The sequence below is a fragment of the Enterococcus sp. AZ015 genome (genome assembly GCF_050499225.1).
In the GTDB taxonomy this organism is placed as follows: domain Bacteria; phylum Bacillota; class Bacilli; order Lactobacillales; family Enterococcaceae; genus Enterococcus_D; species Enterococcus_D entomosocium.
In genome coordinates, this window is the sequence record NZ_JBMHEX010000001.1 from 2,014,428 (window position 1) to 2,027,210 (window position 12,783).

The window sequence follows — 12,783 nt, forward strand, 5'->3', positions numbered from 1 at the left end:
CTACATCCATAGTTGCATGATTTATTGATTAGCTACGTTCTTTCATCGACTAGTTATTCAAACCGAACAAAATGAGCGCAATGATACACAGGATCGCACTAGAAAGCCACCCAGCTGGTATCGAAAACTTCATGAAATCTTTAGAACCAACTTTATGATGTCCTAGACCCCATGCTACCCATGACTGAGTAATATCCAAATGCTGAGGAGCGATCGTGACCACAGCGAAAAGTGGAAAAATGAATGCCAGATCCCAATTTGTGGCAGCTAAGATCACTGCCGCTACTGCGCCTCCTGATCCGACTAAGTTCAAAGGACCGCGGAAGAAACCAAGGGGCGCTAAGATGGCAAATAAGATCGCAAGAGCCACGGTACTATGAGGAACTAGACCGCCAACGATTGGTTCAAAGAAAGGAACCGCTAGACTTGCAGCTGAATTAAACATAGCCAGTACTAATAAGAAACCTACCAGGGGCGCAACATCGACAGCACCATCTGCAAATTGTTTAGCTAACATGCGGCAAATATTCACGAAACCACCTTTTAATTTTCCGCAAGTCAGTAAGGCGTACAAAGCTGCGAGAATAAATGCTGGAATAATAGGAAATTCAGCAAACACAACGAGTAAGACTGGTGCGATCACAGCTACCCAAGAATACCAAGGAGCATCGCCTGAAGTTGCGCCAGGTGTGGAAGCCCACGCTTTGACTTTTGATGATTTCGCACGACTTAAAGCAATATTGGCAAAAACCAATGTCACAAGTAAGGAAACGACTAGTGCAATCATGCCGAATGTGAAATAATCGGAAAACCCATATTCCATCATGGATTGACTTCCGTCAGGTTGTAATGCCGCTAAAATACCTTGGTATTGCACAAAATTTGTTACATTGGCAAAAATTCCCGCCATGATGGAACCCATAAAAGCGAATAAAGCGATCGCTGTTGGAATACCCAACGCTTGCAAAATTGGCATAACGATCACTGCGATAGAGATTACAGGACCAATGCCCGTCATGGATGTGAAACATAAAGCAGTAACAGTACATAAAAGGGTCATGGTGATCCGTGGTTTATCCCCACCAAGCTCAACAACCTTGCGAATCAGCGTTGCTGCGATCCCTGTATCCATCAAAATCCGACCAAAGAAGGAACCGAAGAAAATATTGACCAGAATCGAACTAGCAAAACCGGCGGGTCCTGTTTGATAAATATTTGTGATCGTATCGACAAAATTCAAAGCTGTTAAATCCGGACTCAACGCATTGCCAATAAAAGCTAAAACGGTCCAAAGTGTTGCCATAACGAAGAAACCCACCATCAGGTTGAACCCTTTGACGCAGTACCAAACCATTCCTAAGAAAGAAACGATCATTAAAATACCAATTATAATTTCTACCATAAATTTTCCCTCATCTTTCCATTTGAACTTTTTTTGTTCATACATCGTGTTGCAAGTTTCTACGTTTGCTACTTCCCCTATTCTCGCTGAATGCGACCTTTATCATGAAATAATCGGCTAGACTTGTGACCATTTCCCACGTTTGCTTCCCTCCTCTTTTTTGTTAACCGTTTTAGTTAACCGGTTAACAAAAATTTTAAAAAAATAAAACAACGAATAATATCTCGTGTTTATCCACTATCTTTAAGCTTCCACTCGATTCTCCTTCGATCCCTTCTCGATGGGGAGCTGCCACTATTCAAATCAACCTCCATATTCCACTCTCGTCGGTTGGGCTCTTCGTAAAAGATAGGCTCAGGATGCTTGCCTTTTGATTAGAGCCGCTTCCCTCCTGTTTCTCCTCTATGATTCGATCCTCTTGTTTGCACAACATTTCACATAAGGCTCCTCTGACACTCGCCTGACCGAGCGTAATTACTAGTCTAAACCGAAAAGGATCCTAACCGATTAATCATTTGTTTGACTAGGTGCTAGTTGTTTTAATGTCTACATGATAGCAAAGGGTGAAAACGCTGTCAATCACAAATAGAAATTTTTGCTTCATTTGTTCAATTTATACAAAATAGACCTTAAAATACCTACGTGGTATTTTAAGGTCTATTGGCCGTTTAAACTTCACTTGCCTGCAAACGGTACATATCGGCATACAACCCTTTTTGAGCCAAAAGTTCATCATGGGTGCCTCGTTCGACGATCGAGCCTTTATCAAGCACCAAAATCAACTCAGCATCGCGAATGGTAGACAATCGATGGGCGATCGCGATCGTGGTTCGCCCTTGACGCATATTTGCCAAGCCTTCTTGGATCAGTCCTTCTGTTTCAGTATCGATATTGGCAGTCGCCTCATCCAAGACCAGCACTTTCGGATCGGTCACCATCGTTCGGGCAAAGGAAATCAATTGCCGTTGCCCGCTTGAATAACTGGCACCCCGTTCAATCACTTTGGCGTGGTATTTACCAGGTAGTTTTTGAATAAAGGCATCTGCTTGAACAAATTTTGCTGCTGCTTCGATCTGTTCTTCACGAATATCCTGATTCAATAAGCGGATATTGTCAGCGATGTCCCCATAAAACATGAAAGCATCTTGCAATACGAGTCCAACTTTTTTCCGAAGCTCTTCCATCGTGAAGTCGCGGATATCTTGATCATCGATCAAAATTTGCCCTTCCCCAAATTCGTAAAAACGCATCAACACATTGATGATCGAGCTCTTGCCACTTCCTGTGTGACCGACTAAAGCTACGGTCTCACCTGGATAGGCGATGAAAGAAATATGATTCAATACGTTGTTTTTTCCATCATAGGAAAAACTGACATCGCGAAATTCAATTTTTCCTTTGGTGATGGTTTGACTGGCATCGGAGTTTTGCTGCGGCGTATATTCTTCGTTATCCATAATCTTCAAAATCCGGCTGCCGGCTACCATCCCATCAGTAAAGACGCTGAGAAAATCCATCATCTGTGTCATTGGATTAAAGAATCCTTGAATATAGGTCGTAAAGGCGAAAATTAACCCAACTTCAATCGGCGATTCTAAAGCATCAAACCCAAAGAGCGTCAATGACAAGGCGATCGCTAAGGCATACAACAAACTAATGATTGGTGATAGTAGCAGCGCATTCGTGCGGATCATAGCGTATCTGGTTTTCAAATAATCATCGTTGGTCGCTTCGAATTCTTCATTCAGCCGCGCCTCTTGACGGAATTGCTGAATGATCTGCATACCAGAAATCGATTCATTCAATTTCGTATTCAGCTGACTCAGTTTTTCCCGCATTTGACGATAGATACGAGAGCTGAATTTTTGATAATACCAGATGACTACCATTAGGATTGGCAGAAAAATCAAGTTTAGTAAGGCAATTTTGACGTTGATGCGGAACATGGCGGCAAAAGAAGAAACCACCGCAAAAATTCCTGTCAATACCATCAAGAAGACATACCAAAATTCATACAATGTTTCTGTGTCGTTGCTGACCCGTGAAACGATCGAACCCGCTGGCGTCTGATCGAAATAGCGCATCCCAAGACTATGCAATTTTTCAAATAATTTTGCTCGAATATATTGATAGGTTTTTAAAGAACCCATTGAATAAAGGAACCATTGGAAAAACCAAATCACGGCTTTTACCAACACCCCAAAGAAATACAACGCAGCAAAGAAATAAATGACTTGCTGGGTCGCCGTCTGATTGGTCAAATAATTATCCATAAAGGTTTGAATGATCAAAGGCAACAGGATATTGACGATCGATAGCACAAAAGCAAAAAAGATCGCTGCATAGAAGGTTTTTCGAAACGGTTTGGCAAAAAGAAACATTCGTTTGATGATGTTTTTTTGCTCTTTAAAGGGAATCGATTTGCTCCATTCTGATTCTTGCATTAGGCTTCACTCCCTTCGATTTTGGCTTCTAGTTGCTGCTTGTCCCACATTTTTTTATACCAGCCATTTGCAGCCAATAATTGTTCATGGGTCCCACGTTCACTGATTTTCCCATTGTCGATCACGAGAATTTCTTCTGCATGCTTGACACTGCTTAGGCGGTGGGCAGCAATGATCGTTGTTTTATTCTGACGGAATGTCCGTAATTGTTGTAAAATAGCTTCTTCCGTTTTGGCATCTACTGCTGAAAGGGCGTCATCTAAAATCAATAATTCTGGGTCAGTGATCAAGGCACGGGCAATGGATAAACGCTGTTTTTGTCCGCCGGAAAGAGAAACACCACGTTCCCCCACCATCGTTTCGTACCCTTCAGGAAACTGACTGATATCCTCGTGGATCACTGCTAATCTAGCAGCCGCTTCAACTTCTGCTTGAGAAGACCGTGGTTGCGCGAAGCGGATATTGTCTCGAATCGTCATGGAAAATAAGAAATGATCTTGCGGAACATAACCGATCGAACCCAAAAGAGCATTCAAAGAGTATTGCTTGCTGTCGATGCCCCCGAAGGTGATCGCCCCATCAAATGAATCATACTCTCGCAACAAGAGCTTCATCAAAGAGGTTTTTCCTGCACCAGTTTTCCCGACCACACCAAGTGTTTGCCCGGCAGGCAAAGTAAAGTGGATGTCTTGCAGGGCAAAATCATCTCCTTGATAGTGAAAATCATTGATTTGAACGTTCACCGTTCCTTGGGCTGGGGTATAGACCGCATCTTTGGCTTCAATGATATGGGTCTTTGCCGCCAATAATTCGGCAACCCGATCATAACTTGCATTGCCTCGTTCCAGCACATTGAACAGGCGTCCGATGGCAAACATTGGCCAAACTAACATACCGATATAACTGATGAAAGATACCAATTGACCGATCGAGATGGTACCGTCCATGACATAATTGCCGCCAACGATGATCGTCAGCACATAGGAGATTCCAATGATGATCGTAATAAACGGATCAAATAAGGCATCCAGAAAATTGACTTTGCGGTTTTTGATGATGGCATGGTCGATTTTGGTTTGAAAATCAGCGATGTCCTCTTTTTCCTGTCCAAAGGTTTTGATGACTTTCATCCCAGTAATACTTTCTTGGGCTTTGTCGTTGATGGAAGAAAATGCTTCTTGCGAGTCACGAAACGCATCATGCAATTTGCTACCAAGAACCCGTGCCATGACTGCTAAGAAAGGCAGCGGCAATAGAGCAATGATCGTTAACCGCCAATCGATAAAGAGAACCATCGCAATGATGGTAGCTCCACCAGAGATGAAGGAATCAGCAAAGGTCAAGATCCCCGCCCCTGCCACATTCTGGATGGCATTCAAGTCATTGGTGGCATGGGCCATCAAATCACCTGTCCGATGCTTTTGATAAAACAACTGATCCATCCTTGTAAAATGTGCAAATAACTGTCTGCGTAACGTTTTTTCTAGCCGAGCGGCACTGCCCCAGATATGCGTTCGCCAGACAAAACGAAACACATATTGAGCGATAGCTGAAGCAATCAAGATCATGACCCAAAAAAAGATCGTCTGCATCGAGATCTCTTTTTCCGCAATTTCATCGATGATGATCCCGATAACTTTGGGAGGGGCCAACTGTACCAAGGCGACTAGGACTAAAGAGCCTACGCCTAACAAATAATGTTTCTTTTCTTGTTTAAAAAACCAACCTAACTTCCTAAATATTGACATAACACTCTCCATTTCTTTGTGACCTGTTGCCTAAATTTTGCGATTTTTCCGAATATTTATTAGATTCAGATTCGATTGCTACCCCGCTATTCACAGAACGTAAATAGAAAAAGCAGCCTGGGGACATTCTTTTAGTTTCTGCATTTTGCCGCAATAAAAAGCGAGCTGATAAAATCAGCCCGCTTCTTAGAAAAAAACCTACTTTTGGTTTTTCATTTGCTGCATCATCTGACGAATCTTTTTCTCAGAAGGTTTTTGACCCATTGACATCATCATCGAGCGAAGCATATCCTCATTAACGGGAGGATTTTTCTTTAGATAATCTTGCATATATTTACGCGCCAAAAAGAAGCCGCCGACAGCGCCTAGTAATGCTGCAACAACAGCGATCACGATTACGATTCCTACACTAACCATTTGAAAACTCTCCTTTCTCTTGTACTCTCAATGAATCATTTTACTAGAAAAAAACACAAAAAGAAAGAGTGAAAGTTGGATTTATCCAAAAACTTTCACTCGTTTCCTCAACTTAATGCGACATCTCTTTTATTGAATAACCAATTTGTTAAAAGGTAGATTAAAACACTATAAACAAGGATCCCGATCGCCATTTCCCAATAGCCCAATCCCGGATCAAAGGCAGTCATCTGCATGTCAGGACTATTTAATAAACTCGGTATCTGCTCTTTGATATTCATAAAATTAAACGGGTTCCACTTCAGCCATGGGTATTTTTCTTGAGCAAAAAGCATGATCGAGTTGATGATGCTGCTTCCAAACAACATACCCAAGCCTAAGCCAACCGCCAGGCTTTGAGAGCGAATGACGGCTGAGATAAAGATGGTCAATGCAATATAAAAGACAATCAATAGCAAGTTGGTTCCCGCAAAAACAAAGGCAACGAGAATCGCCGCTAGCCCGTTGTAGCCAGTAGCAGCAAAAGGTGATTCAGCTGCTAAAAATAAATTGGCGGCTGCTAAACTACTGATTAGTAAAACAGCAGTCCCTAAAAGCGCAAATAAAAACGTGTTGATGGCTTTTGCTGCTAAGATTTGGCTTCTGGAAAAAGGCCGAATCAATAAGAACTTGATTGTTCCACGACTGAACTCTTCCGCCACTGAAGAAGCTGCCACAATCACCACAAATAAGTTTAAAAAGGAAGTCATGTCGCTCAAAGAAGCGAATAAATCATTGGCACCAATCTCGGGACTACCTAAGCGAACCACATAGGTCAACCCAAAAGTCATTAGAACCAATAAAAGCAGCATGATCCAAGTAGAACGTTTTTTGGTTAATTTGATCCATTCATTTTTAATCAATGTCAGCATGCTTACAAACCTCCTTCTTCGGTCCAAGCCAAGAATGTATCTTCTAGAGAAGATTGCTTTGTCCGTAGTTCTTTCAAGCCGATCCCAGCCGTCACGATCGCTGCAGCGATTGCCGAACGCTGATCTGTTGCTAGAGTGACTTGCAATTCATCTGCAACCTGCAAGACCTCGACCTCAAAGGAAGCTTTTAACAGTGCTTCTGTTTCCGCATTATCATCAGTTTTAATAATCAGTACATTTTTCTCTGCTTTCAACTCTGCCATTGCTACTTGATGAGTGACTTTTCCTTTTTGCACCACGATCAAATGATCGGCAATTTGTTCGATATCGCTTAATTGATGACTGGAAACTAAGACAGAAACGCCTTTTTCTCTCAAAGAAAGAATCATTTCTCGAAACTCCCGCATGCCTTTAGGATCCAGGCCATTCATCGGTTCATCTAAAACTAATAAGTCTGGTTGATGGACCAATGCCTGGGCAACACCTAAACGCTGACGCATCCCTAATGAATAGGTTTTGACTTTTTGATGGATGTGTCCTTCTAAATGTACCTGACGAATAAGAGCTTCTAATTCTGCTGTCGTACTTTTTTTCTTCGCCATGCGCTGATACTGCATCAAATTTTCATAGCCTGTCATATAATTATAAAACTCAGGATTTTCAACGATCGCACCGACTGAGGCAATCGCGGTTTTAAAAGAAGAATCCAGTAAATTCCCCATAATGGCAATCGATCCTGTGTTGTGCTTCATCAACCCAACAATCATCCGAATGATCGTCGTCTTCCCAGCCCCATTAGGCCCTAATAAACCAACGACTTGTCCTTGGTCCACCACAAAGGAAACATCCTCAATGATTCGTTTGGTTCCAATCAATTTGGAAACATTTTGCAGTGCTAATACTTCTGTCAAAGTTACCCCTTCTTCCTAACACCTTTTCTGCAACGATTTTAAATAAAAAACGTTATGATAATATGTATACCATGCCATCTCTGTAAAAAAAAGTCAAGAAGCGAAAAAGGAACGACGATGTTCCTGTTTTTGCTTCTTGACACCTGTGTTTATCAAAGTCGCTTTTCACTTTCGCCTTACTGCCGAAACTTACGAAATTATAAGTTCTGTCTGCTCAGCCAACCCACGCGGCTGATTATTTACATGGTACGATCAAATCGATTGGGCAAAAACGAGCTTTTCAAAAGCTGCCTTGTTCTTGGCACTTCTGATCTGTTTGATCGTTTGTTTAAGTTGTTTCCACTCCTTTGCGCTTGGTTGACCGTTCCAATAAAAGATATAGGGCTGTTCTTCCTCAGAAAATTCTTGATGAATCGGATAATCACTGATGACCAAATCTGGTTTTTGAGTAAGTGAAAGATGCGCCATCGCTCGATGCGTTGCATTCAATAGTCGGTTCTTCATCCAAAGTTCTTGCGTTTTTCCGTATTTCGAATGGATCGAGAAAGTGACTGGCTGTTCATATTTGATAAAAATAACTCTCAATAACATACAGTATTGGAAAATCAATCGGTCATTCTTTTGCAGCAATCTACGCAACGCTGGTAAAGAAACAGTCGCTTCCAAAAAAAACCGTTTCATGGTTGGATAGAGCACCGGAAAAGCGCCTTGCAGGTCTTGCTCGTCGGTTGTTTTGCCAAAACTATCGCTTTTTTGTCGCGTACCAAAACAGCCAGAGGCGGAATGGATCATTACCAGATTAACCAGTAAATAGTTTTTTTCGGCTTCTGTAAACGTCAACCGAAAATACACGGCTAGTTTTTCAACGAGCTGCGCTTCTTGCTGGTACGTTGGCTGAGTCAGCCACGAGATGTTAGCAGCATCGAGATCCTCCTCAAGATAGGTGTTCATTACGCCAAACATATAATACAAGAAGCTGCGTTCATCCTCCGAAATATCAGAAAACGACAGATGATTCCTGTTAAACAATGGTTTCAAAAAGACCTGATCAAACTGATTTTTTTCAATTAATGGGTGCTCAAACGTCAGTACTTCTTTTGGTAAAAACGAAAGCGGATGCTTTTGATGGATTCTTTGCACGGAGATAGCGAATAGATGAAGAAATTTCTCGATATCGATTTTTCTCATATAAGAAGCATGGGTTTCAAACAACGCTACAGCCTGCTCTTTCTCCTTGAGCGATGCCAAGACTCGTGAGTCCTTCTCATCAAAAATTTGCCAATAGGTAAGATGATAAAAATAGCGGATCGCATATTCAGCACCTGCTAAAGGATCACCTTTTTTTAAACTATAGGACAAATGATAGTTCGCCAAAACATGATTTAACTCCTGCAATTTTCGTTGAATCGTGCGGGGACTGCTAAAGGTTTTTTGACTGAGTTGTTCAAGGGAATGATAGTCCCCCTGAAAGAGTGCATCCAGCAAGATAAATCCAACGGTTCCCCGCAACAATACACTATAGGCTTGACTCAATAGGAATCGTGGAGAAAAAGCAATGGACACTTCTTTCTCCAGCCGATCATAGGTCAAAGTAAACTGAGGATAGCGTGCACGAAACACCTCTACTTGCTGAACGATCGACTGCATTTTGTTGGTTTTCCTATCGAAAACACTTGAGAGCTCTTTCATTGTATAGTCTTTCTTGTTCGTTTCGTAACAATAACTTAGAAACGCATAAATTTGTTTTTCTGTCGTATCCAAAAGTGCCTGTAACATGAAATTTCCCTCGCTTGTATAATCAGCAAACGCTGTTTTTACCTTAAATTTGTCATCGTACAAAATTGTAAGCTGTCAATGTTTGGTGATCGTACCACCGTGCGCTCTTTTCTGTCAAATCACTTTTAACAAATTTTCCTTTCGTTATCTGTGTATTTTCATAAAAAAAGTCTGACGCCTCAAAACGATCGTCAGACTAATTATGAATTACGGCAAAACAACACGTGATTGTGCATTCTGGGGAAGAAATTTCCAATCGTGGGTTATCAATTTTCTCATGATTTTTGGGTATGTTCGTTACAGCTTCTCATCATAAAATAACTTTCGCTTCAGCCAGTAAAGAAACACAGTCAGAACCACTACTAGACCAAAGAGTAGATAGCGAAGATTGGTAGTTTTGCTGCCGGTTTTCGGTAGTACGGCTGCATTGACCTCCTTGCCACTGCTTATCTCCGTGGGTTGAAGTTGTTCCTTTTTGTCTTGAGAAGATGTTGTCGCTTGGTGCTCTTCTGTACGGACACTAGATGAAACGCTCGCCTGACTTTTCTGGGATTGATTGGCTGGCAATCCTTTGGTTTTCTTTTGTGAATCTGAATGCTTTGTCGAAGCAGATTCCTTCTCGGTAGACGTTATGGCTGTCGCTGCGTTTTCTTGACAGCTCTCTGTCTGACTTGGCTCGCTTTTAGTGACTGGTTGGGTGCTGACGGTTTCCGAATCACTGATATCGATAGTGCTTTGTGTGCTTTGGATGTCTTCACTGGTAATTTCAGCCTCAGAAGTCGTTGGATTCGTCGATTGAGACTCGCTAAATTTCGGCTCGATACTACTAGAGGAAGCGCTTGTTGCTACCGTTTCGTTTGAGCTTTTACTTGTCTCAGCTGTCGTACTCTCATTACTGCTTGGCGGCGCGGTTACTTGCCAATGACCGGGCTTCAGGTTTTCAGTTATTGTTGTTTCACCATCATATATAACAACTAAATCAACTTTATCCATACTTTTTATCTCATCAATAGCCATCTCCGCATGGATCCTTAAGTAGTTTTCAACACCTGAAAACCAATCGACTTTCGTTAAAACTGTTTCGCCGATCACTTTTTCACTGTGTCCGTTCCCATCCCAACCATAAGTTAGTAAGACACGAACCTTTTGTGAAGTCAGTGTTTTGTTCGGACGTACCGGAACCGTGATCATTTTCAAGGCTTCGTCATAAATCACTCGGTTCGTTTGTACAGAAAACGACAGATTTCCTCTGGAACGTTCTTTTGCTGAAGTATGATCGAAACCAAACACAAGAATCAATAACCCTATTAGCAGTATTGTGATTAATACACCAACCAGTTTTCTCATTTCCTCACTTCCTAAATGTATATTTCAAGATAACTTGATAAAGAAATTATAATAAAATCTCAGAGAAAACATGCGCCGAAAAAAAAAGGAAAGTGGCCATAAAATGGCATCTTTCCTTTAAATAAGTCTTTATTAATTTTTCTTCCAAGTAATAAAACTGCCTCCAAAATTTCAGTTTCTATCTACCTGATAAATTTACTCCAACCTAACTTCAATGCGCATCCTGTTAAAACCATTCCTATTGCAATCCATAAATGATTAGACACTTCATTCGTTTGAGGAAAGTGCTGTTTTTCTGATTGATTATGCAAATTATTTGTTTTGGATGACTTATTGATCCCAGAGGATGAATTTTCAGGTGACACCGCCCCAGTATTACTAGAACTACTCCTGTTAGTTGATTCGGTGGATTCACTGGTGCTACTGTCGCTACTTGGTTCCGTGCTATTACTAGTGATGCTTTCACTACTTGGTTCTGTGCTACTGCTGGTGCTGCTTTCACTACTTGGTTCCGTGTTACTACTTGTACTGCTTTCACTACTTGGTTCTGTGCTACTAGTAGTACTACTTTCACTACTTGGTTCGGTAGTACTACTAGTGCTGCTTTCACTACTTGGTTCTGTGCTACTGCTGGTGCTGCTTTCACTATTTGGTTCCGTGCTACTACTTGTACTGCTTTCACTACTTGGTTCGGTAGTACTACTAGTACTGCTTCCACTACTTGGTTCTGTGCTACTGCTGGTGCTGCTTTCACTACTTGATTCCGTGCTACTACTTGTACTGCTTTCACTACTTGGTTCGGTAGTACTACTAGTACTGCTTCCACTACTTGGTTCCGTGCTGCTGGACTCCCCTGGTTCACCGGTTCCGCCACCACCGCCACCATAGCGTGGCGTATAGCCAGTAATACTGCTTGTTCTTGGCACATCATTGACCACGGCATCAAGGATGCCCCGATTGGTATATTGTTCCAATGATCCATCAGTTTCTGTTTTATAGGTAATGTAGATCCGTTCCTCCGTATCCCGCAAAGGAATTTCAAAGGAGCCATCACTATTTAAAACGATCGGTACTTGCTCAACATACGTTGGGTTGGAAACGCTGGGGCCGTAAACCACTCGGGCAGTCGTACTGATGAGTGTCTGATGGGGACCTAAAATATCAATAAACGTTCCATCTTTGATCGTCACTTGATTTGTATCAAACGAGTTGATATACACACGCCAATCAATAATCCGTTTGGGTTCTTGCGTACCTAAATACAGTCCTTGTTTGGTGAGTAAGGCTCCCTCCCCTGTATCATCCACTGCTTGAATAAAAATAGGCACCGATTGCGTTCCATTTACTGTTTCGAAGTTGATGTTGTTGATTTGGTTCTCTGTCACTTCATCGCTGAACTTTGTCCAAAAATAAAAGTCCCCGTGTACATTGGTATTTTGTTCGACAAATTCCGTGAAAACAAAGGTCAGCTGATTGCCAACTTGGGTAACATTGACCACTAAGTTGTTATTTTCATCGTATAAAGCATACGTATTATTGACGCCTTCAATCTCAACTGGCAAGGTGACTGTTGCTTTGTCACCGGCTTTTAAGTCACCCAGATTTTCTAAACTCCACGTCATATCTATTTTAAACGAGTCATCTTTTTCGATACTTGTAATGACCTCATTGTGGCTATTGACGATCGACACATTTGTGATCAGCTTGGCGCCCACATCGGTTTCTCCATAAACAATCCGGATACCAGCAAATAAAGGAATCAGCAACAGTAAGACTGCAAATGCTTTTCCAAGTCGTGTGATCATTGGTCTCCTCCCTCAAATAAGT

At 41.8% G+C, this 12,783-nt stretch carries 9 protein-coding genes; all 9 read right to left on the reverse strand.

Annotation, left to right across the window (positions count from 1 at the left end; translation table 11 throughout):
• Positions 1 to 49 precede the first annotated feature (49 nt).
• The gene (locus tag IGK85_RS09440; RefSeq protein ID WP_008378434.1) at positions 50 to 1,402 is read right to left on the reverse strand and encodes an SLC13 family permease; all 1,353 of its coding nucleotides are present in this window, start codon (positions 1,400 to 1,402) and stop codon (positions 50 to 52) included.
• 668 nt (positions 1,403 to 2,070) lie between these two features.
• Complete coding sequence (locus IGK85_RS09445) at positions 2,071 to 3,846, reverse strand: ABC transporter ATP-binding protein (protein WP_008378435.1); 1,776 nt, start codon at positions 3,844 to 3,846, stop codon at positions 2,071 to 2,073.
• Entirely contained in the window at positions 3,846 to 5,594 is a 1,749-nt protein-coding gene (locus IGK85_RS09450) for an ABC transporter ATP-binding protein (RefSeq protein WP_008378437.1), read from the reverse strand. Before IGK85_RS09450 ends, IGK85_RS09445 begins: the two co-directional genes overlap by 1 nt.
• Positions 5,595 to 5,792: 198 nt before the next feature.
• Positions 5,793 to 6,011, reverse strand: a complete 219-nt coding sequence (locus IGK85_RS09455) for a YneF family protein (protein ID WP_005235432.1) — start codon at positions 6,009 to 6,011, stop codon at positions 5,793 to 5,795.
• Positions 6,012 to 6,118: 107 nt separating this feature from the next.
• Positions 6,119 to 6,922 (reverse strand): ABC transporter permease, encoded by an 804-nt coding sequence (locus IGK85_RS09460; protein ID WP_008378441.1) that lies wholly within the window; start codon positions 6,920 to 6,922, stop codon positions 6,119 to 6,121.
• Positions 6,923 to 6,924: 2 nt separating this feature from the next.
• Positions 6,925 to 7,833 carry an ABC transporter ATP-binding protein gene (locus tag IGK85_RS09465; protein ID WP_005235429.1) on the reverse strand — a complete coding sequence of 303 codons (909 nt, stop codon included), beginning with the start codon at positions 7,831 to 7,833 and terminating at the stop codon, positions 6,925 to 6,927.
• Between the two features lie 252 nt (positions 7,834 to 8,085).
• Complete coding sequence (locus IGK85_RS09470) at positions 8,086 to 9,609, reverse strand: helix-turn-helix domain-containing protein (RefSeq protein ID WP_008378444.1); 1,524 nt, start codon at positions 9,607 to 9,609, stop codon at positions 8,086 to 8,088.
• 297 nt (positions 9,610 to 9,906) lie between these two features.
• Positions 9,907 to 10,956: an LPXTG cell wall anchor domain-containing protein gene (locus tag IGK85_RS09475; protein ID WP_008378446.1), complete on the reverse strand. Its 1,050-nt coding sequence runs from the start codon at positions 10,954 to 10,956 to the stop codon at positions 9,907 to 9,909.
• A 182-nt stretch (positions 10,957 to 11,138) separates the two neighbouring features.
• Entirely contained in the window at positions 11,139 to 12,761 is a 1,623-nt protein-coding gene (locus tag IGK85_RS09480) for an Ig-like domain-containing protein (RefSeq protein WP_008378448.1), read from the reverse strand.
• Between the last annotated feature and the right edge of the window lie 22 nt (positions 12,762 to 12,783).

Coding starts and splice junctions, on each gene's coding strand:
- IGK85_RS09460 (WP_008378441.1), bottom strand. CDS start 6,922: ATGCTGACATTGATTAAAAATGAATGGATCAAATTAACCAAAAAACGT.
- IGK85_RS09480 (WP_008378448.1), bottom strand. CDS start 12,761: ATGATCACACGACTTGGAAAAGCATTTGCAGTCTTACTGTTGCTGATT.
- IGK85_RS09470 (WP_008378444.1), bottom strand. CDS start 9,609: ATGTTACAGGCACTTTTGGATACGACAGAAAAACAAATTTATGCGTTT.
- IGK85_RS09445 (WP_008378435.1), bottom strand. CDS start 3,846: ATGCAAGAATCAGAATGGAGCAAATCGATTCCCTTTAAAGAGCAAAAA.
- IGK85_RS09450 (WP_008378437.1), bottom strand. CDS start 5,594: ATGTCAATATTTAGGAAGTTAGGTTGGTTTTTTAAACAAGAAAAGAAA.
- IGK85_RS09440 (WP_008378434.1), bottom strand. CDS start 1,402: ATGGTAGAAATTATAATTGGTATTTTAATGATCGTTTCTTTCTTAGGA.
- IGK85_RS09455 (WP_005235432.1), bottom strand. CDS start 6,011: ATGGTTAGTGTAGGAATCGTAATCGTGATCGCTGTTGTTGCAGCATTA.
- IGK85_RS09475 (WP_008378446.1), bottom strand. CDS start 10,956: ATGAGAAAACTGGTTGGTGTATTAATCACAATACTGCTAATAGGGTTA.